Source organism: Xenorhabdus sp. PB62.4, from assembly GCF_014467285.1.
Taxonomy (GTDB): domain Bacteria; phylum Pseudomonadota; class Gammaproteobacteria; order Enterobacterales; family Enterobacteriaceae; genus Xenorhabdus.
Genome location: NZ_NKHR01000004.1, coordinates 21,037 through 44,500, shown reverse-complemented (window position 1 = coordinate 44,500; position 23,464 = coordinate 21,037). Strand labels below are relative to the sequence as shown.

Sequence of the window (23,464 nt, the reverse complement as noted above, 5' to 3'; positions counted from 1 at the left end):
TAATGCGTTATCCAAGCGAAGAAAAACTATACGCTCCGGTTGAATGGCAAGATTGTTCTCAAGGGCTTGAAGATATTCTCTACCATAAATCTACAGATGGGATTGCTAAAATTACAATTAATCGCCCGCAGGTACGCAATGCGTTCCGTCCTCTGACTGTCAAAGAGATGATGCAGGCGCTGGCAGATGCCCGTTATGATGATGAAATTGGCACTGTCATTCTGACGGGAATGGGAGAAAAGGCTTTTTGTGCCGGAGGGGATCAGAAAATTCGTGGTGATTACGGTGGTTATCAAGATGACAGCGGGGTACATCACCTGAACGTATTGGATTTTCAGCGCCAGATCCGCACCTGTCCAAAACCAGTTGTTGCTATGGTCGCAGGTTATGCCATTGGTGGTGGGCATGTGCTGCATTTGATGTGTGATCTGACTATTGCCGCGGATAATGCCATTTTCGGCCAAACCGGCCCTAAAGTCGGCTCCTTTGATGGCGGTTGGGGCGCATCTTATATGGCGCGGATCGTAGGCCAGAAAAAAGCCCGCGAAATTTGGTTCCTTTGCCGTCAGTACAATGCCGAGGAAGCATTAAATATGGGGCTGGTTAACACGGTTGTGCCTTATGCCGAGTTGGAAAAAGAGACAGTGCGCTGGTGCCGTGAAATGCTTGAAAACAGCCCAATGGCATTGCGTTGCCTGAAAGCGGCACTGAATGCCGATTGTGATGGTCAGGCTGGTTTGCAGGAATTGGCGGGGAACGCCACCATGTTGTTCTACATGACGGAAGAAGGGCAAGAAGGGCGCAATGCCTTCAACGAAAAACGCCACCCTGATTTCGGTAAATTCAAGCGTAATCCATAATGCGTAAAGCGACTTTATATCGATTCAGCCTGCCAATGGAGGCAGGCGTTATCTTGCGTTATCAACGCCTAAAGACCCGTGATGGGTTTTTGGTTCATTTACAGGAAAACGGGCGGGATGGTTGGGGGGAAATATCCCCGTTACCAGAATTTAGCCATGAAACCCTCGAACAGGCGAAAACCGCAGTCGTAGACTGGTTGCAACAATGGTGCCTAAATCGGTGCCTGAATCAGAGCCAAAGTTCTCAGCCAGAAGAAAGCGCACTTCCATCCGTTGCTTTTGGTCTCAGTTGTGCATTAGCTGAATTGCGGGGAGAATTACCAGAAGAAGCCGATTATCGTAAGGCGCCGTTATGCACAGGCGATCCCGACGATGTGATTCTACGACTGGGAAATATGGCAGGGCAAAAGATTGCCAAAGTCAAGGTTGGCTTATATGAAGCGGTCCGTGATGGCATGGTAGTGAATGTGATGCTGGAAGCGGTTCCCGAACTTCAGCTACGGTTGGATGCTAATCGCAGTTGGACACCGGCCAAAGCAGAGGGTTTTGCTAAATATGTCAGTCCCGATTATCGCCAGAGGATTGCTTTCCTCGAAGAGCCTTGCAAAACCCGTGAAGAATCTTTGGCGTTTGCCCGTGAAACCGGTATCGCTATTGCGTGGGATGAAAGTGTACGGGAAGACGATTTCATCGTGGAGGCACAAGAAGGTGTTTCTGCCATCATCATTAAACCGACATTGGTAGGTAGTATCGCCCGCTGTCGGCAGCTGATCTCTGAAGCGCATCAGCTCGGTTTAGACGCGGTGATTAGCTCCAGTATTGAAACCAGTTTTGGTTTGACGCAGTTGGCTCGTCTGGCGCATTGGCTGACACCAGATACACTTCCGGGTTTAGATACATTGGATCTGATCCAATCACAACTCATTCGTTGTTGGCCTGATAGCGCAATGCCTTGTGTGACGCTGGATAAGCTGGAAACAGTGTGGAGCCATGAATGTCAGTCATAGAATGGACTCGGTGGCCGTGGCAGCATTGGGCGGTTATCCATCCCCAAAAGCAAGCTATTCAGTTACATGATGAGCAATTAAACTGGCAGCAATTAACCAAGAAAATCAATGCCATTGCTACCCATTTCCACCAGCAGGGGCTTTCTGAAAGCAGTGGTGTGATCCTGAGGGGAAAGAACAGTGGCGGGCTTCTTTTGTGTTATCTGGCCGCCTTACAATGTGGGGCAAGGGTATTGCCCCTTAATCCTCAACTCCCCGATCGGTTGTTGGCAGAATTATTGCCTCACCTCAACATCTCTTATGGCGTAGATTTTACAGGCTCACCTTCTCCGGTTATTCAGGTCAAGGAACTCGATTGGCAACAAAAACGGTCATCCATATCCGAACAACCGATATTATGGGAAACCGTATCATGGAAAATTGAACGCCCCGCCAGCATGATTCTGACCTCAGGATCGTCCGGATTACCCAAAGCCGCAGTACATTCCATCGGCGCTCATCTTGCCAGCGCACAAGGTATTCTTTCCTGCATGGATTTTCAGCCAGATGATAGCTGGTTACTTTCTCTACCCTTATTTCATGTTTCCGGTCAGGGAATTCTTTGGCGTTGGTTGCAGAAAGGGGCAAAACTGGTGTTGCGGGACTTACATCCATTTGAGCGTGCGCTATCTGGTTGTACCCATGCCTCACTTGTACCGACTCAGCTTTGGCGTTTATTGGAACAGCCTCTTAAGCATCCATTAACATTAAAAGAAGTCCTGTTGGGAGGTGCTGTGATACCAACAACCCTGACCCAACGGGCTGAACAGTTGGGCATTCGTTGTTGGTGTGGTTATGGGCTGACAGAAATGGCTTCAACTGTCTGCGCAAAACGAGCTGATGGTTTGTCTGGTGTCGGGAATCCGCTTCCGGGAAAATCTATTCGTCTGGTGGATGAAGAAATACAGATCCGTGCCGACAGTATCGCAAGTGGTTATTGGTTTGATGGAAAATTGAATCCACTGACAAATAAAAAAGGATGGTTTTCTACTCGTGACAGAGGCGTATTTGAGCAGGGAGAGTTACGGATCCTGGGACGTCTCGACAACCAGTTTTTCAGTGGCGGTGAAGGCATCCAGCCAGAAGATATTGAGAAGATCATTAATCAACATTCAAAGATAGAGCAAAGCTTTGTTGTTCCCATTCCTGATGTTGAATTTGGTCATCGCCCTGTGGCTGTTATTGAAACAAAATATCCTGAACTGATAGAAACTCTGAGTGATTGGCTTTCGGATAAATTCGCTGCTTTCCAAATCCCTGTAGCTTACTATTTGTTGCCGTCACAGTTAAAAGATGGCGGGATAAAAATTTCACGCCAACAGGTTAAACAATGGGTAGCGGAAAAAATCACTATCTTCAATAATACAAATAATAAATAGTCGCAATGTTTACATATCTTGATAAATCTAGAGATTTCATTGCTTCCGCTATCTGTAGGCGTCTCTCTGATTTCAGTAAAATATCTTAAGTGGTATTGGCATTCACCAATTGAGAAGAGAGAAGAAAAATATGAAAGGTCTTATTGCTATCAGCGCAGCCAGTTTGCTCTTTTTGACTGGTGCAGCAAACGCTATTTCCATGGATGTACAAATGGGAAAGCACAACACCAGTACATCTGTAGGGATTGGTGATAAAAATGCGGGTCTATCTTTTAATGGCAACTGGACTCGCAGTGACCATAATGGTCAACTTGGTAGTTTAGGCGCCGCTTTTGGCTTACCTGTTGGGCCATTTACGGCAAGTGTTGGTGGCAAGGCACTCTATCTGTCGCCAAAAGAGGGTAAAGATGGGGCTGCATTGGCTGGTGGCGTTGGCCTCAGTTGGGCGGTAATACCTTCTTTGTCCCTGTATGGTGAGGCGTATGGTGCTCCATCAAGCTTAACGTCGGGAGTGGACTCTTACACTGAGGCCGCAGGGGGAGCGCGTGTTACGCTCATTAAGCCATTGACTGTTGATGTAGGTTATCGTGTCATTGATATAAAAGGAAAAAATGGTAACCGTAGTAATAAAGTCTCTGATGGTTTTTACATTGGGGCAGGTTTAAGCTTCTAAATCAGTATCATCAAGATTATCCGCCTCTGCTATATCGAGGCGGATAATCTTAAACAGGATAGAAATTATCCGACTTGGGGCAGTATTCCTGCCACAATGCCAATTTGAATTGCAATGATCGCAATCCCACTCAAGAAGACAAGGACTAAAGCCGGTTTCCCTCCCCTGACACGATATCCTCCCTCATTTTCCTGACGACTGCGCCAAACCAGCAGGCAAGGTAATAACAGTGCCAGAATGGAAAGGGCAACGGCAGCATACGTCAGTGCCATAACAAAATTAGGGTAATACAGAGCGCATAACAATGGAGGAACAAACGTTATCAATCCTGTTTGTAACCGCCCTTTCGCATGATTGTTGCGTTTCAGAAGGTCAGCAAGATAATCAAACAGACCTAAAGCAACCCCAAGAAATGAAGTCGCCAGAGCGAGATCCGCGAAAAGATGGACGGCAAGGACGATTTTGGGTGACACGACAACTTCTTTGACTGCTGCCAATAGGCCATTCAGCCCAGACTGCTGTGCAAGAATATCAACAAAGGTATTTGAAGAAATTGCACCAAGAGTCACTAATTGCCACAGGATATAGGCGCTCAGAGGAATAGCACTACCGATGATAAAGATCTTCCGTAGTTTGTTGGTATCTCCCCCCATATAGGCAACAATGCTTGGTATACTTCCGTGAAAGCCGAATGAAGTAAAAATGACCGGAATGGCGGATAGTATTAGCCCTTGTTCAACAGGCATGGACATCAGGTTGATTTTATCAACATGGGGCATCATCACACCAAGTACAACTACCAGAAAAACGATTTTGGCGGTAAACAGTAAGCGGTTAATTAAATCGACAGAGTGGGTACCGATACAGACGACTCCGCCAGCAATAATGGTAAAAATAATAATTCCGGCAGAGATAGAAATCGGCTTATCTAACCAAGAAGAAAGACTGGCTGACAGTAATTCTCCTGCACCACTAATATAAGCTGTTGTCAGGGCATACATCAGGAAAAGCATACTGAAACCCGTTAATGCTTTCCCGCCAACACCAAGATAGCGTTTTGCGATGGTTCCCAAGCCAGTATTAAACTTATTATATTGATAAACTTCTACGAGCAGGAGCGCGGTATAACTCATTAATGCCCAAAGGGCGACCAGCATAACAAATATGGTTCCAAACCCCACACCTGCTGCTGCCAATGGCATTGCCAGCATCCCTGCTCCAATCGTCGTTCCTGCAACGATAAAAATACTGCCAACAGTGCGATTTTTCACGCTACCCTCGTTTCTGAATATGTTGAAAAAATAGTTATAAGATTAGCAGGTTAAATGAATGACTTATGGCTGTCAAATCAGTGGTACACATGATGTAAATAAATAATTACACTTAGTTTATTATCAGATGAGGATAAAATAACTTCATACCTCAATCTTGTTCCATCTAAAAGACACAACTATGCCTAACAGACTTTAATTTGTAGTGTGGGAATAAGGAAGTAAATTCCAGAATGTATAGAAAATATGTGATTAGTCAAACAGCAAATACAGCAGCAGCTTAAAAGATGAAAGGGAAGCGTATTCAGATGCAGGGCGTTAATTTGCCTGAAAATGGAAAGTAAAAACCCGCTATCTCACCGGATGGTTACGAGAGATAACGGGTTCTTGTATGGTGCCGGCTACCGGAGTCGAACTGGTGACCTACTGATTACAAGTCAGTTGCTCTACCAACTGAGCTAAGCCGGCTAAATTTGGCGGAAGGATAGAGATTCGAACTCTAGGATGGTTTCCCATCGGCGGTTTTCAAGACCGCTGCCTTCGACCGCTCGGCCATCCTTCCATGGCGCGAGATTATGCCTATATTGATTTAATGTGTCTAGCCCCTAAAGAAAAAAAATGGCTTTTTTCTTACTGATTGCTCAATCTTTGATCTTTAATGGTCTTTTGATTTGCTAACCTGCTAGTATAAACTAGGTATTCTGGCTTATTTATCTACGGGTTGATGTTGCATTGACCAAAATATATTCATACTAAAGGCAATTAATCCAAGAATGTATAAACAACCACCTATCAAGCCTTCAACTATTCCTCGTTTTTACACGCTATTTGTTACTTTGCTTTTTACGTCTCTATTTTTATTCGGGTATAACTATTTTGATATTTGGCTGATGGAGAAAAAATATGCTATCAGTAGTGTAACAGAGAAGATGAGATTGCAGATTAAAGATTACCGTTACTACACAAATCATATCTTTGAACAGTCTAATACTTTACCAATCTCCTCTCAGGAGACACCATCGTTGCTAAAACTAGGTCCAGATGTCTATTGGTTAGAAAATCGCTATCAGGCCGTTGATGCAATTATTTTTGGTCAATACAGCGATTTTAGTATTCGACTGGCTCAGCAATTGTCTAACTATCTGGAAATTCTCTGGGGGCCTCGCAATGAATACTTGTCGATGTATTATCTTAATGGGAAGGAGAATAATTTATTATTGATAACGAACCATTCACTCTTAAAACCGGAAATAAGGTTCAAGGACAGTTATCTGACCTTGAATTATGATGCCAGACGCACTGAGATGTTAGACCAGTTCATCACATTGGATGAAAAGGAGAATATATCACCCATCAGTGTCTTACGCGGTGAGAATATTTATTTTTATACTTATAAAGCTGGGTTTAATGTAACTGGTCAATTAACCACCATTATTGCCTTTGATTTGCCTATCAATAATCTTTTGTCGGTTGATATGCTGCCCGCAAATTTTCGGTTGAATGCGATTAGCTCACATGAGGCTGATAACTCAGATAAAGTTGAGGTTTCATGGAACGGATTTTGGCTGGAGTTCTCCCAGTCTCTTAATATCGTGCCATATAAATTGTCTTATCAGGTTCCATTGAAGACTCTGATTGTAGATTTATTGTTCAGAAATTCCTGGCTTCTGCTTTCAATATTGCTTTTCTTTTTATTTTCGTTAAATGGGTTATTTTATATCCGTCGGCGATATATTGCACCAAATGCCTCTATGAGTAATGAGTTAAAGATTAAGGACTCTTTGAGTAACGATATTATTTCTAATATTCCCACTGGATTGGTGCTCTACGATTTTGCTGCGAACCAAATAATAATGAGTAATAAAATCGCAGAGCGGTTGATGCCTCATATAGATTTGAATAAAGTTAGAATCATGGCGCAACAGCATCATGGTGTAATTCAAACATCCATTGATGAGGCGATTTATGAAGTGAAAATGTATAGCAACAGCTTATTACCAGAGTCTTACCTGTTTTTACTACAAGACAAAGATCAGGAAGTCATGGCAAATAAGCGATTGCAATTTGCTCATCAGGAATATGAGAGAAGCATTCAGGCTAGAAGGTCAATGCTTTCGAATATTAATAAAGAAATAAAGCAACCGGTTAAGAACTTAAATGATATTGCTGACCAATTGAAACAACTATCACAAGATGAGAATGAGCAGAAGTTGCTGGAGAAATTATTAGCCAAATCCAAATATATTACTGAATGGGTTGAAAACATTTCATTGCTCAATAGCTTGGAGTTTAATGATTGGCAGCCAGCGAATGAAGTATTTTCTCTGTCTTCATGTTTGGAAGATATTCTGAAAATATCTCTACCGACCTTGAATGCTAAGGGACTGAGAATTTATTATCATTTTAATATATCCCGTGAATCTTTATTCATTGGGGATGGAGTTACGTTAAGTAAAGTTGTCACGTTGTTATTTAACTATGCAATGACAACGACCAGCTATGGAAAAATATCGTTGGCCGTTAATAGTTCTGGTAAATATGACAACCATATTCAAATTGAGCTCATGGATAGTGGCTCTGGTTTAGGTGAAAAAGATTTGACCAGTTTGAATTATCCTTTCCTATACAAATCAACAGAAGATAAGTACTCTACCAATTCAGGCATGGCTTTTTATTTATGTAACCAGTTATGCAAAAGAATGGGAGGAAGTCTTGATATTAAAAGTAAGTTGGGTTTAGGCACTCATTATGTTATCAATCTGCCTTTATCACAGTATGATGATGAAAATGGTGAAACCCCTCAGCTTTTGGAAGGAATTACGATCTTAATTGATATCAATAACCCCGAGATCAGCAAAATCATCCATACTTATCTCAGTAATTACGGTGCAACTTATTTCGATAAAAGCAAAGGGAACATTACGGAAGAATACGATATTATCCTTACGGATAAACAGTACAAAGAGGAAAAACCAACTATATTATTAGTGGGCAATTTACTAGAATTCAAGCAGATGAAGCCCGGTTTGGTTCAGTGCAATTACAATCTTGTTGATGCTGTTATCAATGCAATATCGTTTCTGATTGAAGAGAATTTCAGTTTAGAAGAGTCAGAAGAAATTTTTGAGAGCCCTGAACCAGTATGCAAACTCACTGAAAATGTTGATTCATGTGAGGATATTGATAGTGATATCTGCAATATTCTCAAAAATTATCAAATTCAGTTGGAAAACAGTGAGTACAGGAAATTATTTATAGAGACGGTACCTATGGATATTACTAAACTGTATACTGATATGGAACGACACGATTTGGTATCACTTTCGCAAACGGTACACCGCCTTAAGGGTGCGTTTGCTATGTTAGATTTAGAGTTTCTTAGGTCATCATGTGAGGCATTGGAAAAACACATAGCAGACAATAATGAAGTAGAAATCAAAAGTAGCATCAGCCTCATTGATTCCTTTATCACAAAGCTGTTGCAACAAGGTAACCAATAATATGAATAACCTTAATGTCATTATTGCCGATGACCATCCCATTGTTTTGTTTGGCATCCGCAAGTCTCTTGAACAGATTGAGTGGATTAATGTGGTGGGGGAATTTGAAAATTCAACTACTCTCATTAATAGCTTGCCACATATAGAGGCAGATGTTCTGATAACGGATTTGTCAATGCCTGGGGATAAATACGGTGATGGCATCACCCTGATAAAATATATTAAACGCCATTACCCAACATTGGCAGTTATTGTCCTTACAATGAACAATAACCCGGCTATTTTAAGCGCTATACTTGAGCTTGATATTGAGGGAATAGTGTTAAAACAAGGAGCACCAACTGATTTGCCCAGAGCTCTTTCTGCTTTGCAGAAGGGGAAACAATTCACACCTGAGAGTGTTTCCAAGTTACTGGAAAAAGTAAATGCCAATGGTTACGGGGATAAACGTTTATCTCCTAAAGAGAGCGAGGTTCTGCGCTTATTTGCCGAAGGCTTTCTTGTTACTGATATTGCTAAAAAACTTAATCGTAGTATTAAAACTATCAGTAGCCAGAAGAAATCAGCGATGCTAAAACTGGGAGTTGATAACGATATTGCGTTACTTAACTATTTATCCTCTGTCACGATTGACAAAGATATTGGTAAATAACCAATTGGTTATCTTTCCTGTAGAAAATCGGTAGTTGGCGTTACCGATTTTCTACCTTTCAGCAAGCCAATATATTATTTAACGGATTAATGTATTTGGCTTTGAATATTACTATATTCTATTATTACTTCTTTTAGTATTGCCAGTGATACAGGTTTCGATAAACAGTTATCCATGCCCACATTAGTACAACGCTGTTTTTCTTCTGCCAATGCGTTGGCAGTAATACCAATAATGGGTTTGGTATAGCCTCTGTTTCGCAAGTATTGTGTCAGTTCATATCCATCCATATTGGGCATATTAACGTCTGTCAAAAGAATATCTGTTGAATTGTTTTTTAGATATTCAATCGCATCAATACCATCATTTGCCATTGATACGCTAAACCCTATTGAGGTTAATTGATCGACCAATAAATGACGATTAATGGGATGGTCATCAACAACTAATACTTTTATTGTATTAAGGCTGCTGTTAGTTTGCATCACTTTTGTTGGAGTAAGCGGTGATGACAGCGAAATAGGCAAGGTTGATGCGAGAGAGTGTTCTGCCAGCAGAGTATCCAGCACACTACCCAATTCACTCAGCTCATAAGTATTATGCAGCCAATAATTTTCTCGGATTTGTTCTGGTGGACCAATATGTTTTTCTGATATTTCTACCTGATAATGAACCGAAATAGTTGGCTCGTTAGGTCGATCACTGATGAGTAATTCTGTGCCATCTATTTTTTCTTCGTCGTATAGAGTAACTTGGAAATGATTCTGTGAAAGTAAATTCTGTAAATATCTTTCAAGGAAGTCATTACAAATAGCCAACACTATCTTTTGCTGATGATGTTGATTAGGTACTTGTTTTGCATAAAACTTAACGCCATAAAAAGGAATACGGATGGAAAAGATACTACCAATACGTTTTTGTGAAACGAATTCAATATCACCATCCATCAAATTGATGAGTTTTTCACAAATAGCCAGCCCTAACCCTGTGCCTTGTATAGAACTTTCTTTATTGGTGCTGATCTGGAAAAACGGCTCGAATAATTGAAATTGTAATTTATCCTCAATGCCAAGCCCTGTGTCTTTGATACTAATATACAAATAACCATGTTTTGATGTAATTTCAATCACAACACAGCCAGAAGCCGTGAATTTGATGGCATTGTTTAATAAATTAGAGATGATTTGTTGTAACCTTACGGGATCATTGCGGATGATATCAGGAACATTTGCATCAATATAGCAGTATAATCCCAACCCTTTCTTTGTAATTAGAGGAAGATAGTTTGAAGTCACATGAGATATTACTTCCCGACAACTAAAATCCCTGGGTTCAATTTTTAATTGTTTGGATTCTATTTTAGAGAAGTCGAGAATATCGCTGATAATTTTCAACAATAGCGATGATGAATTATTCATTGTTGCCAATAATCGTGCGGATTCTGATGGCAATGAATGAGATTGGATAAGCTCTAGGTTACCAATAATACCATAGAGTGGTGTTCTTAATTCATGGCTAACTGTTGCAAGGAACATCGATTTCGCCTGATTGGCTTGCTCTGCGGCTGAGGCCATTTCTTGCAAGGATTTTTCCATTTTTACGCGGGTACTGACATCTATCAACACACAGATTGCAACTTCTTCATTACGATAGCGTGAGTGTACAAAACTAATTTGCAGGTGATTATTATCGCTGGTGACGACATCAATATAGCTGCTGGTTTTATCGCAAATGATATCGACAATACGTTTTTGATCTTCATATGTCAGCATTCGAGTGTAATTATGTGCCAGTTCATTACTTAGAATATTGACACCATCACTGACTCTTAAAATACTAATTCCCACCGGAGCCGAAGCAACAATTTTATGGTTAAACTGTTCATGTTCTTCAAGGCGGATTGCATTGTCTTCAGCCGGAGCAAACATTTTACGTTCAAACCGCCAGACAAAAAAGGTAATGGCGATTGCAGAAATAATATTTAATATGGCGCTATTAATCAGGCTGGCTTTGAGTTCAACGTAAATTTGTTTTATTGGTATTGAATAAGCAACGTATAATGAAGCGGGTGATAATCGTCGCAGTAGTAACAAACTGGTAAAATTGTCATCGTAACCGAAGTAAGTCGATTGCATATTGAAATTTATAGTGGTCTGTTTATTGATGCTTTTTGTCGGATAAAATAATTCGGGCTGTTTAAACTCGTTTAACAGTGTGATATGTAGAGGTCTATATGTAGCTTGTTTAAAATATTCCAGAGTAAGGTATTGGTCAATAATGATGATCCCTTTAATGTGTCCATCAATATAAAGGGGTGAAAAAATATAAAAATTCCCCCCATCCGCTCTTGAGTCGGGTTGTATCGTAAAGATGGCTCGTTCTCTTCCCTGATCTTTCATATTGATTACCCTCAGGCTACTTTCATAGATCATTTTCTTAACTGCATCAGAGTCTACGATGTTGCCACGATAGGCTAATTTCACCATGCACATGCTTTTCGCATCAACAAAAAGAATTTGGGTTACATGATGTATAGGAGAAGTATTCTCATTCCGAAATGATAACGATTGATCCAATGACTCTAAATGATTATGTGAGCTTTTTTGTAAAAGCTCACAATCGGAATTTGAATTCAAAGGAATGTACGGCAGAATATTGTCATATTGCGGTAGAGTAATTGTTGGATCTTTATCATTCTTTGATGAAAATTCTTTCTCCACAATTACTTGAATATCTCGCAAGATACCGGAAAGGATCCGCACATTAGCAAATGCAACATCAAAATTAGAATTAAATTCTTGTCGCATATCTGCTTTGACTGTATTGAAAAGATTTATCAAATAAAAGCTGGTTAACAAGGCGCCGAGTGCCCATAACATAAATCCGAGCACCCGAAAAAGATAACGGGATATCTTTAATGACGTCCGAAAAGAAGATAGATATCTCAAGAGATCGCCTGACGAAAAACATGATTAATATTAACTGTTCACAGCATATACTAGTGTAGCAGGGAATACAAAGCAGCATTTGACTCTTTAATGCTTCGTCAAAAGATTATGCAAAAAAGCAGACACCGAAGTGCCTGCTCTATTATTGATGGTATGCAACAAGATTAGAATAAAATTAAAACGTATTACTCTTTATCTTCTGGCTCAGCATGCCCTTCAACAGAAGGGGCTGCTGTATTGTCATCCTCATCATCGTCATCAGGTTCAGCTACACGTTGTAAGCCAACCACTTTTTCGTCTTCTGATGTACGGATCAGGGTGACGCCTTGCGTATTACGACCAACAGTGCTGACTTCAGAAACACGGGTTCTTACCAATGTTCCTGCATTAGTAATCATCATGATCTGATCAGTCGGTTCAACTTGAATCGCGCCGATCACGTTACCATTACGTTCGCTGACCTTGATGGAAATAACACCTTGTGTAGCACGGGATTTTGTTGGGTACTCTTTTTCAGCAGTACGTTTGCCGTAACCATTCTCGGTGACGGTCAGGATTTCTCCTTCACCACGAGGAATGATCAGTGAAACGACTTTATCGCCTTCACCAAGTTTGATACCACGAACCCCAGTTGCGGTGCGTCCCATCGCACGAACGCCTTTCACGCGAACAGTACCATCTTCCAGCGTTTCTTCCTCTTCTTCGAGGAAACGAACGACTTTGCCCTGAGCGGAGAACAGCATAACTTCATTGCTGCCATCTGTCAGGTCAACGCCGATCAGCTCATCACCTTCATTCAGGTTCACTGCAATGATGCCGGCACTGCGCGGGCGGCTGAATTCGCTGAGTTTAGTCTTCTTAACAATACCGCTTGCGGTCGCCATGAAGATATTCAGCCCATCTTCATATTCACGCACTGGTAAAATGGCTGTGATGCGTTCGTTTTGATCCAATGGCAACAGGTTGACAATTGGACGACCACGGGCACCACGGCTTGCTTCCGGCAACTGGTATACTTTCATCCAGTACATCTTGCCCTTATTTGAGAAGCAGAGAATGGTATCGTGGGTATTCGCCACCAGCAAACGCTCAATGAAGTCTTCTTCTTTGGTGCGCGCGGCTGATTTTCCTTTGCCGCCACGACGCTGAGCTTCGTAGTCGGACAATGGTTGGTATTTAACGTACCCCTGATGGGACAGTGTTACCACAACATCTTCTTGATTGATCAGATCTTCAATATTGATATCTGCTGAGTTTTCAGTCAATTCAGTCCGGCGGACATCATTATACTGTTCTTTAATGGCCAGCAATTCTTCACGAATGACTTCCATCAAACGTTCAGGGCTTTCCAAGATGAACAGCAGCTCCGCGATGATTTTCAGCAGGTCACGATATTCATCAAGCAGTTTTTCATGCTCTAGTCCGGTCAGTTTTTGTAGGCGCAGATCCAAAATGGACTGTGCTTGCTGTTCGGTCAGGTAATATTTACCATCACGAATGCCATACTGTGGTTCCAGCCATTCAGGACGGGCAGCATCGTTACCTGCCTGCGCCAGCATGGCAGCAACATTGCCCAATTCCCACGGCTGAGAAACCAGACTGGCTTTGGCTTCCGAAGGCGTAGAAGCACGGCGGATCAATTCAATGACAGGATCGATATTCGCCAGTGCAACAGCCAGTGCTTCAAGAGTATGCGCACGTTCGCGGGCTTTTCTCAGTTCAAAGATAGTCCGGCGCGTGACAACTTCACGGCGATGGCAAACAAACGCAGAAAGAATGTCTTTCAGGTTAAGTAACTTGGGTTGTCCTTGGTGCAGGGCAACCATGTTGATACCGAATGAAACTTGCAACTGAGTCAGTGAATACAGGTTATTCAGGACAACTTCACCAACGGCATCCCGTTTTACTTCGATAACGATGCGCATTCCATCTTTATCGGATTCGTCACGTAATGCACTGATCCCCTCAATCCGCTTCTCTTTTACCAGTTCAGCTATTTTTTCGATCAGTCGGGCTTTATTGACCTGATAAGGTATTTCACTGACGATAATGGTTTCGCGGCCATTTTTTTCATCAGTTTCAACTTCTGCGCGGGCCCGGAGATAAATTTTGCCGCGACCTGTGCGGTAAGCTTCCTGAATACCGCGACGCCCATTGATAATGGCGGCTGTCGGGAAATCAGGGCCAGGAATGTATTCCATCAGGCCTTCAATACTGATGTTTTCATCATCAATATAAGCCAGACAGCCATCAATCACCTCAGATAAATTGTGAGGTGGAATGTTGGTTGCCATACCTACCGCAATCCCTGATGAGCCATTCACCAGCAGGTTGGGTATACGGGTTGGCATGACCTCGGGGATTTGTTCTGTGCCATCATAGTTAGGCACAAAGTCGACAGTTTCTTTTTCCAAGTCCGCCAGCAATTCATGGGCAATTTTCGCCATGCGTACTTCGGTATAACGCATCGCAGCCGCAGAATCGCCGTCTACTGATCCAAAGTTCCCCTGACCGTCAACCAGCATGTAACGCATAGAGAAGGGTTGAGCCAGACGAACAATAGTGTCATAAACAGCGCTGTCACCATGTGGATGGTATTTACCAATAACATCCCCAACAACGCGGGCAGATTTCTTATAGGGTTTATTCCAATCATTTCCCAATACATTCATCGCGAAAAGTACGCGGCGGTGTACCGGCTTCAGTCCATCCCGAACATCTGGCAGTGCACGTCCAACAATAACGGACATCGCATAATCCAGATACGAGCTCTTCAGCTCTTCTTCGATATTGACCGGTGTGATTTCTCTGGCAATGTCGCTCATGGAGCCACTGTCCCTCATACTCCGAATTCAAAGGCTTAAATTATACCACAAATTGACAGTTTTATAAAAACCAGATGCGGGTATTTCGAGATTAAGGCATGTATAATAGCTTTCTGTCACACATCCCCATAATACTGTTACATTTTCTGTGAATCAGTTTTCTGTGAACCAGTTTTCTGTGAAGCAGTTCCTAGGAGCGATATTGCTGATGAACATAAAAACCCCCGATTCACATATTTTGACCCATGCGAATGTGGATCAACAGGAAATCGAAAAATTTGAAGCCGTTGCTTCCCGTTGGTGGGATCTTGAAGGTGAATTCAAGCCCTTGCACCGTATCAATCCACTGCGTTTGAACTACATCCTGCAACATGCTGACGGCCTTTTTGGTAAAAAAGTATTGGATGTTGGATGTGGTGGAGGCATTTTGTCAGAAAGCATGGCGCGTGAAGGTGCGGAAGTGACAGGGTTGGATATGGGGTTTGAGCCCCTTGAGGTTGCCCGCCTGCATGCACTGGAATCCGGCATTTCCGTCTCTTATGTTCAGGAAACAGTTGAAAACCACGCTGAACAGCATCAGTACGCTTATGATGTCGTGACATGTATGGAGATGCTTGAGCATGTACCTGATCCTGAATCTGTGGTTCGCGCCTGTGCCAGACTGGTAAAACCTGGCGGCCATGTTTTCTTCTCAACTATTAACCGTAACCGGAAAGCTTGGTTAGTGGCTGTTGTTGGTGCTGAATATATTTTGAACATGGTGCCAAAAGGCACGCATGACGCGAAAAAATTCATTCGTCCTTCTGAATTGATTAATTGGATTGATAAGACCTCTCTGAAAGATCAACATATTATTGGTTTACATTACAATCCGTTAACAGATAAATTTCGACTTGGATACAATGTAGACGTGAACTATATGCTGCACACTCAATCAGTCTGACTGAAGTAACGGAGGGATTAATAAAGCGGCAACTAAATATTATTTTTAAGATTTTATTTTCCCTGTTTCGCCGATAGCCTTATGAAAGTAACATCAAGTAACTACGCAGGTTATCGGCTTTTTGGCAAAATTAATCCTCAAGTTATCCACAAAACTTCCCGATTTTGTACACTTGATAAAACGCGAAATTAACATTATCTTGTTATTACCGTTTTAATCACCCCCTATATATTGTGTTTCTTACCATCTGACACTAACAATACAGTTGCGATAGAGCAAAGGAAAAGTAACAACGTACCCAAGCTGACCCTTGGTCATTCTGGGCGTATCGTGCTGTCAATAGGTCAGACCAGAAAAAACGATATAGGCGAGATACGAAAAGAGAGAAGGTGTATTTCCCCATGAACCAGAGTCTGCTAGTTACCAAACGTGATGGACATAAAGAACGAATTGATCTTGATAAAATTCACCGGGTTGTTACCTGGGCTGCCGAAGGTCTGAAAAATGTCTCAGTGTCACAAGTAGAACTGCGTTCCCAGATTCAATTTTACGATGGCATCAAAACATCCGACATCCACGAAACCATGATCAAAGCTGCGGCTGACTTGATCTCTGGCGATGCACCTGATTACCAGTATCTGGCTGCGCGTCTGGCGATCTTTAATCTGCGTAAAAAAGCTTATGGTCAGTTTGAACCCCCTGCACTGTATGACCATGTTGTACGCATGGTAGATTTGGGTAAATACGACAAACATTTGCTGGAAGACTATTCCAAAGAAGAATTCGAGCAAATGGACAGTTTTATTAACCACTTGCGTGATATGAATTTCTCCTATGCGGCGGTCAAACAGCTAGAAGGGAAGTATTTGGTACAAAACCGTGTTACCGGTGAAATTTACGAAAGCGCCCAGTTTCTCTACATGCTGGTTGCTGCGTGTCTGTTTTCCACTTATCCAAAAGAAACGCGCCTGGATTATATCCGTCGTTTCTATGATGCGGTTTCCACCTTTAAAATTTCATTGCCAACGCCAATCATGGCGGGGGTTCGCACACCAACTCGCCAGTTCAGCTCTTGTGTGCTGATTGAGTGTGGCGATAGTCTGGATTCCATCAATGCGACATCCAGTGCGATTGTTAAATATGTTTCCCAGCGTGCCGGCATTGGCGTAAATGCGGGCCGTATCCGTGCCTTGGGTAGCCCAATCCGTGGTGGTGAAGCTTTCCACACGGGCTGTATCCCATTTTATAAACACTTCCAGACTGCGGTGAAATCCTGTTCTCAGGGTGGTGTTCGCGGTGGTGCAGCAACATTGTTCTATCCGTTGTGGCATTTGGAAGTAGAAAGCCTGCTGGTACTGAAAAATAACCGTGGTGTTGAAGGCAACCGCGTTCGTCACATGGATTACGGTGTGCAAGTTAACAAACTGATGTATGAGCGCCTGATCAAAGGGGAAGAAATTTCTCTGTTCAGCCCGTCTGATGTTCCTGGATTGTATGATGCCTTCTTTGCCGATCAGGATGAATTTGAACGTCTGTATACGCAGTATGAAAATGACAGCAACATCCGTAAAGAGCGCATTAAAGCCGTTGAATTGTTCTCACTGATGATGCAGGAGCGAGCTTCCACTGGCCGTATTTACATCCAGAATGTTGACCACTGCAATACACATAGCCCGTTTGATCCGGCTGTTGCCCCTGTACGTCAGTCAAACCTGTGTTTGGAAATTGCATTGCCAACCAAGCCATTGAATAACATTAACGATGAAAATGGCGAAATTGCACTGTGTACACTGTCTGCTTTCAATTTGGGCGCTATCGAAAATCTGACTGAATTGGAAGAACTGGCGGAATTAGCCGTCCGTGCTCTGGATTCTCTGTTGGATTATCAAGATTACCCGATTATTGCCGCGAAACAAGGCTCAATGGGGCGTCGTACTCTGGGTATCGGTGTGATTAACTTCGCTTATTATCTGGCGAAAAACGGCGTGCATTATTCCGATGGCAGTGCAAATAATTTAACTCATAAAACATTTGAAGCCATTCAGTATTACCTGCTGAAAGCCTCAAATACGTTGGCGAAAGAGAAGGGTGCTTGCCCATGGTTTAGTGAAACCACTTATTCACAGGGTATCCTGCCGATTGATACTTATAAGAAGACCCTGGATACATTTACCAACGAACCTCTGCACATGGATTGGGAAGCGCTGCGCCGTGATATCCAACAGCATGGCCTGCGTAACTCGACATTGTCTGCATTGATGCCATCAGAGACTTCTTCGCAAATCTCTAATGCGACCAATGGTATTGAGCCACCACGTGGTTATATCAGTGTCAAGGCATCGAAAGACGGTATTTTGCGTCAAGTTGTACCGGATTATGATCTTCTGAAAGGTGCTTATGAGCTGCTGTGGCAGATGCCGAGCAACGATGGTTACTTACAGTTAGTCGGGATCATGCAGAAATTTATCGATCAGTCGATTTCTGCCAATACCAACTATGACCCGGCACGTTTCCCTAATGGCAAAGTTCCGATGAACCAATTGCTGAAAGATTTACTGCTCGCTTACAAATATGGTGTGAAGACACTGTATTACCACAACACCCGTGACGGTGCGGAAGATGTTCAGGGTGATTTGGAAGAAGTCGTTGAATCTGCTGATTCCGACTGTGAAGGCGGCGCGTGTAAGATTTAATTTGAGGAAGCTATGTCCTATACCACTTTTTCGCAAGTAAAAAATGACCAATTACAGGAGCCGATGTTTTTCGGCCAGTCTGTTAACGTGGCGCGTTTTGATCAGCAGAAATATCCTATTTTTGAAAAGCTGATTGAAAAACAACTCTCCTTCTTCTGGCGTCCGGAAGAAGTAGACGTTTCCCGTGATCGCATCGACTATAATGCGCTGCCGGATCATGAGAAACACATTTTTATCAGTAACCTGAAATATCAGACGCTGCTGGATTCCATTCAGGGCCGTAGTCCGAATGTGGCTTTCCTGCCGTTGATTTCCATTCCAGAATTGGAAACATGGGTTGAAACGTGGTCGTTTTCGGAAACGATTCACTCGCGTTCTTACACGCATATTATCCGTAACATTGTGAATGATCCTTCTGTCGTGTTTGACGATATCGTGGAAAACGAACAGATTTTAAAACGCGCCAAAGATATTTCTGCGTATTACGACGATCTGATCGAAATGACCAACTACTATCATCTGTTGGGCGAAGGGATACACGATGTTGCTGGTAAAACAGTGACAATTAACCTGCGTGCGTTGAAAAAGCAGCTTTACTTGTGCCTGATGAGCGTTAACGCTCTGGAAGCTATTCGCTTCTATGTCAGCTTTGCGTGTTCATTTGCCTTTGCTGAACGCGAGCTGATGGAAGGTAACGCCAAAATAATCAAACTGATTGCCCGTGATGAAGCGCTGCATCTAACGGGAACCCAGCACATGTTGAATTTGCTGCGTTCTGGTCAGGATGATCCTGAAATGGCGGAAATTGCCAAAGAGTGTGAACAGGAATGTTACGATCTGTTTGTACAGGCAGCAGAACAGGAAAAAGAGTGGGCTGACTATCTGTTTAAAGACGGCTCCATGATTGGTTTGAACAAAGATATTCTGTGCCAGTATGTTGAATACATTACCAATATTCGCATGCAGGCAGTTGGCTTGAAATTACCGTTTGAAACTCGCTCCAATCCGATTCCATGGATCAATGCGTGGCTGGTTTCTGATAACGTTCAAGTGGCTCCACAGGAAGTCGAAGTCAGTTCTTATTTGGTTGGTCAGATTGATTCGGAAGTCAATACTGAGGATCTCAGCGGTTTCGAACTCTGATATGGCTGATTATAAAGTTACCCTGCCGTCAAGGCAGGGTTTATCCGTCCATTATTCTTCAGGTTTCCACGGTAATTTGCTGGAAGCACTAGAACACGGCAAAGTGCAACTTGAATACCAATGCCGCCAAGGGTACTGCGGCTCTTGCCGTGTTCGTCTGGTTAAAGGGAAGGTGGGATACCCTTGTAAACCATTGGCATTTGTTAATGAAGGGGAAATTTTGCCTTGTAGCTGTCATCCATTGACAGATATTGAAATTGAACCGTAATTTCTCGCTTCGCAATTTGAATGCTGTGGGGATTAGACTAATTGTCAACAGATTTTACCGTTGTTTCTGATCTGATTTTTATCAGATGAAAATATGTGAGCTATATTTAAATGACTTATCCCCACCATAGAGGTAGTAACGAATGAACAGAATCCTTATCTCTATGTTTGTTCTTTTTACTTTTCTGGCAACACAAGCTTATGCTGTTGAAGGACAAACGACATCGGTGGGATATGCTTCTGGTCACTTCGATAAAGCGGGTGAAGAAATACCTCGTGGCATGAATTTCAATCACTATTATCAAATGAGTCCTGATTGGGGAGTTGTAGGATCATTTTCTTGGCTAAAAGGTGACAAAAACTGGGATCGTGCCCAGACCTTACTGGCAGGCCCGGCTTATCGAATTAACCATTATTTCAGTCTGTATGGAATCGTGGGTATTGCACGTTTGAAATGGGGTAATGAGGGGAAAAAAGGTACTTACTTTGATGCGTATACTTATTCTGATAAAAATATAGCCTTAGCTTGGGGAACTGGAATATTAATTAACCCATTAGAAAATCTCGGTTTTTATATCAGCTATAAAGAGACACCAATCCAACCTGAAAATGAAAATTATCATGTCAATGGTCTCAATATTGAGGTTGGGTATCATTTTTGAATATGCCATACTTGGTTAAGTAATCATGATAATTTAATGAATTTATATCTATTTAAAATGCTATAAAATAATAACCACTTCATGAAATTTGTCTTTAGTTAAGCTCCTCTGTATATCTATCTCTAATAAAATTATTCCGAAATTAGATATTGGGTAATAATGGTTTTTTATTGGCATATTATTTATTATTTCGTATACCTTACCACAGCGAGCTATTTATCAAAACTAACAATCATTTATATTAGTGATTTGATAGGATCAGATTATTTTTTTATGCCTTAGGCATTTGCCTGACAAGTGTCTTTTTTTGTTAAATTATAGGAGAATTTTAAAGTAAGAGGCCAAGTGCGTTTACATCGTGCTCAAACATGCCTGTTGATTTATCATACCAGCAATATGGAATGCGTTTTTTACAGCGATTTGATATTCACTGCGTTACATCGCAAAACCAATGGGGTAACAATAATGTATAAAATTGATTATGTTTCATATCGTTCAATCAAAAGCTTTAATCGACGTTCCCGCTTTTTAGTTATGCACTACACCGCCCTGAATTTCGAAAGATCCATTCAGGCATTGACAGGGGATCTCGTCAGTGCTCATTACTTAGTTCCGAACCCAGATGATCCAACTTATCAGGCCGCTGGATTTAGAGAAATTCATATTTTCAATCTCGTGGATGAACTTGAAAGAGCTTGGCATGCTGGAGTGAGTTATTGGGCAGGAAGAGAAAGCCTAAATGATACTTCCATTGGTATTGAGATTGTGAATGAAGCTAGTGACGAAAGCGGTGTTCTGACTTTTCCCCCTTATCACCCTGATCAAATTGACGCAGTTAAAGTACTGGCCATTAATATAGTCCAGCGTTATCCAGATATTCATCCAACTCACATAGTAGGGCATTCAGATATTGCCTGGCAGAGAAAAACAGATCCAGGCCCAGCTTTCCCATGGAAAGAGTTATATGATGCAGGTGTTGGGGCATGGTATGACGAAGAGACTAAACAAAAATATATCGAACAATTTTCTTATTACTTGCCGGATACCGCTGCGATTTTAGAACAACTTAAGCGTTATGGTTATGATATTTCAGGTGCAGAAGAAGATGAGAACTTTCGGTCCTTAATCATGGCATTCCAAATGCACTTCCGTCCATCATCTTATGATGGTGTGCCTGATATAGAAACCATTGCCATTTTATATGCTTTAGTCGAAAAGTATTTTGGATAACAAATAACGATTTTCCATGAAGCATATCAAATAAGTTTTGAGTTGCGGCACTGCCAAAAAAGCCATAACTTAAAAGATAAAAGGCATATTAAAGGAGGATGACTTCGTGATAACGGTTTGGGGACGAAAAACTTCATCTAATGTTCAGGCGTTGATGTGGTGCATTGGTGAATTAGAGCTTTCTTTTACTCGCTATGATATTGGGCATAAATACGGTGGCAACGATACACCTGAATTTTTGTCCATGAACCCGAATGGAACTGTGCCTGTTATCAGAGATGGCGAAGGTTCGCCAATTTGGGAGACAGGTGCTATCTTACGCTATCTTAGTAATCGATATGCGAAAGCTCCTTTTTGGCCAGAAGACCTTGAAGCTCGCACTGATATAGATAAATGGGCTGAATGGTCAAAAATAAATATTGCTCTGAATTTTACTGCTCCCATATTCTGGCGAGTAGTCCGTACTGCACCTCAACAGCAAAATCAGGATGAAATAACTAAGGCCATTCATAAGATTAGTAATATGTTGAACATTGCCGAAAAACAACTACAGCAACATCATTTTATTGCCGGTAATCATTTTACTCTTGCTGACATACAGTTTGGTCATATACTTTATCGCTATTTCGATATAAAAATTAATCGTCCATATCATCCGGCATTGATTGATTATTATGCTAAGTTAACAGAAAGGCCTGCATTCAGAGAGCACGTGATGATTTCTTAAGTGCTCAAGAAAAATTAATTGCAAATTGATCACCATAACCTTCCAATAACGTATTTAGCTCATACTCCATGGTATCTTGAGTCCAGGTGATAAAACGTCGCCAGTGATATTTGGCTTGTTTCCAGACGATTTCAATCAAATTCAGCTCTGGACTGTAGGCGGGAAGATAAAGTAAAAGCAGGTTGTGCTCTCGTAACCAGCGATGTCTGGTTTTTTCCGCGATCCCATGGTGGATACGCGCATTATCTAGCACTAAAAATGTCAAACGGTTGTCTCCTTGTTTGGCTACCTGCTCTAAAAAATCAATCACATCAGCTCGTGTGATACTGCCTGACGCTGTCTGGTAAAACAGCGTGTTGTCCGTGTAATTTAACGCCCCCAGAACTGACCATCTGCCATGGGCTTGAGGCTCAGTCTCATGGGGCTTACCCCGTGGACTCCAGCCATATTGCACCGGAGGAGATGCGGCAAAACCGGCCTCATCAAAATAGACCAGACGGTAATGGCCTAACTGTGCCCCGGCCTTAATTTTGCTCAGCAAGGCGGATTTTTTCGCAAACTCCGTTTCGTTGCGCTTTTTTTAAGCGACAGGCGGGTTCGTTTATAGGTCAGTCCCTGCTTTTTCAGGGTATTCGCCAGCGTTTC

General features: G+C 42.1%; 17 protein-coding genes and 2 tRNA genes. 13 read left to right on the top strand and 6 right to left on the bottom strand.

Going from position 1 to position 23,464, the window contains the following annotated elements:
• Positions 1–2: 2 nt before the first annotated feature.
• The 4 genes from menB to Xenpb_RS04990 all read left to right on the top strand — a co-directional run bounded on the left by menB (position 3) and on the right by Xenpb_RS04990 (position 3,958).
• On the top strand, positions 3–860 hold the full coding sequence (gene menB, locus Xenpb_RS05005) for a 1,4-dihydroxy-2-naphthoyl-CoA synthase (RefSeq protein WP_187653352.1): 858 nt from the start codon (positions 3–5) through the stop codon (positions 858–860).
• Positions 860–1,867: an o-succinylbenzoate synthase gene (menC, locus tag Xenpb_RS05000; protein WP_187653351.1), complete on the top strand. Its 1,008-nt coding sequence runs from the start codon at positions 860–862 to the stop codon at positions 1,865–1,867. The genes menB and menC overlap by 1 nt, the downstream gene beginning before the upstream one ends.
• On the top strand, positions 1,855–3,285 hold the full coding sequence (gene menE, locus Xenpb_RS04995; RefSeq protein WP_187653350.1) for an o-succinylbenzoate--CoA ligase: 1,431 nt from the start codon (positions 1,855–1,857) through the stop codon (positions 3,283–3,285). Before menC ends, menE begins: the two co-directional genes overlap by 13 nt.
• 130 nt (positions 3,286–3,415) lie before the next feature.
• Positions 3,416–3,958 (top strand): YfaZ family outer membrane protein, encoded by a 543-nt coding sequence (locus Xenpb_RS04990; protein WP_099113171.1) that lies wholly within the window; start codon positions 3,416–3,418, stop codon positions 3,956–3,958.
• Positions 3,959–4,023: 65 nt separating this feature from the next.
• Here Xenpb_RS04990 and tyrP read toward each other — a convergent pair whose 3' ends face one another.
• From tyrP to Xenpb_RS04975, 3 genes are all read right to left on the bottom strand, one after another.
• The gene (tyrP, locus tag Xenpb_RS04985; protein WP_255523038.1) at positions 4,024–5,169 is read right to left on the bottom strand and encodes a tyrosine transporter TyrP; all 1,146 of its coding nucleotides are present in this window, start codon (positions 5,167–5,169) and stop codon (positions 4,024–4,026) included.
• 452 nt (positions 5,170–5,621) lie between these two features.
• Positions 5,622–5,697: transfer RNA gene (locus Xenpb_RS04980), tRNA-Thr, on the bottom strand.
• Positions 5,698–5,703: 6 nt separating this feature from the next.
• Positions 5,704–5,791, bottom strand: a tRNA-Ser gene (locus Xenpb_RS04975).
• 211 nt (positions 5,792–6,002) lie between these two features.
• On the opposite strand from Xenpb_RS04975, the gene rcsD reads away from it, so the two are divergent.
• Entirely contained in the window at positions 6,003–8,729 is a 2,727-nt protein-coding gene (gene rcsD, locus Xenpb_RS04970; protein ID WP_187653348.1) for a phosphotransferase RcsD, read from the top strand.
• Between the two features lies 1 nt (position 8,730).
• Positions 8,731–9,381 carry a response regulator transcription factor RcsB gene (rcsB, locus tag Xenpb_RS04965; RefSeq protein ID WP_187653347.1) on the top strand — a complete coding sequence of 217 codons (651 nt, stop codon included), beginning with the start codon at positions 8,731–8,733 and terminating at the stop codon, positions 9,379–9,381.
• 86 nt (positions 9,382–9,467) lie between these two features.
• Here the strand turns inward: rcsB and rcsC are convergent, their stop codons facing one another.
• Both rcsC and gyrA read right to left on the bottom strand, forming a co-directional pair.
• Positions 9,468–12,329 (bottom strand): two-component system sensor histidine kinase RcsC, encoded by a 2,862-nt coding sequence (gene rcsC / locus Xenpb_RS04960; protein WP_187653346.1) that lies wholly within the window; start codon positions 12,327–12,329, stop codon positions 9,468–9,470.
• Between the two features lie 185 nt (positions 12,330–12,514).
• Positions 12,515–15,154 carry a DNA topoisomerase (ATP-hydrolyzing) subunit A gene (gyrA, locus tag Xenpb_RS04955; protein ID WP_187653345.1) on the bottom strand — a complete coding sequence of 880 codons (2,640 nt, stop codon included), beginning with the start codon at positions 15,152–15,154 and terminating at the stop codon, positions 12,515–12,517.
• A 208-nt stretch (positions 15,155–15,362) separates the two neighbouring features.
• On the opposite strand from gyrA, the gene ubiG reads away from it, so the two are divergent.
• From ubiG to Xenpb_RS04920, 7 genes are all read left to right on the top strand, one after another.
• The gene (gene ubiG, locus Xenpb_RS04950; protein ID WP_187653344.1) at positions 15,363–16,097 is read left to right on the top strand and encodes a bifunctional 2-polyprenyl-6-hydroxyphenol methylase/3-demethylubiquinol 3-O-methyltransferase UbiG; all 735 of its coding nucleotides are present in this window, start codon (positions 15,363–15,365) and stop codon (positions 16,095–16,097) included.
• Between the two features lie 401 nt (positions 16,098–16,498).
• Complete coding sequence (nrdA, locus tag Xenpb_RS04945) at positions 16,499–18,790, top strand: class 1a ribonucleoside-diphosphate reductase subunit alpha (RefSeq protein ID WP_187653343.1); 2,292 nt, start codon at positions 16,499–16,501, stop codon at positions 18,788–18,790.
• A 12-nt stretch (positions 18,791–18,802) separates the two neighbouring features.
• Entirely contained in the window at positions 18,803–19,933 is a 1,131-nt protein-coding gene (nrdB, locus tag Xenpb_RS04940) for a class Ia ribonucleoside-diphosphate reductase subunit beta (RefSeq protein WP_187653342.1), read from the top strand.
• A gap of 1 nt (position 19,934) precedes the next feature.
• The gene (gene yfaE, locus Xenpb_RS04935) at positions 19,935–20,201 is read left to right on the top strand and encodes a class I ribonucleotide reductase maintenance protein YfaE (RefSeq protein WP_099113179.1); all 267 of its coding nucleotides are present in this window, start codon (positions 19,935–19,937) and stop codon (positions 20,199–20,201) included.
• A gap of 142 nt (positions 20,202–20,343) precedes the next feature.
• Positions 20,344–20,862, top strand: a complete 519-nt coding sequence (locus tag Xenpb_RS04930) for an Ail/Lom family outer membrane beta-barrel protein (RefSeq protein ID WP_187653341.1) — start codon at positions 20,344–20,346, stop codon at positions 20,860–20,862.
• Between the two features lie 465 nt (positions 20,863–21,327).
• The gene (locus Xenpb_RS04925; RefSeq protein ID WP_187653340.1) at positions 21,328–22,092 is read left to right on the top strand and encodes an N-acetylmuramoyl-L-alanine amidase; all 765 of its coding nucleotides are present in this window, start codon (positions 21,328–21,330) and stop codon (positions 22,090–22,092) included.
• A 106-nt stretch (positions 22,093–22,198) separates the two neighbouring features.
• Positions 22,199–22,819, top strand: a complete 621-nt coding sequence (locus Xenpb_RS04920; RefSeq protein ID WP_187653339.1) for a glutathione S-transferase family protein — start codon at positions 22,199–22,201, stop codon at positions 22,817–22,819.
• 4 nt (positions 22,820–22,823) lie between these two features.
• Here Xenpb_RS04920 and Xenpb_RS04915 read toward each other — a convergent pair whose 3' ends face one another.
• Positions 22,824–23,360: an IS630 family transposase gene (locus tag Xenpb_RS04915; protein WP_187653338.1), complete on the bottom strand. Its 537-nt coding sequence runs from the start codon at positions 23,358–23,360 to the stop codon at positions 22,824–22,826.
• Positions 23,361–23,464: the final 104 nt, after the last annotated feature.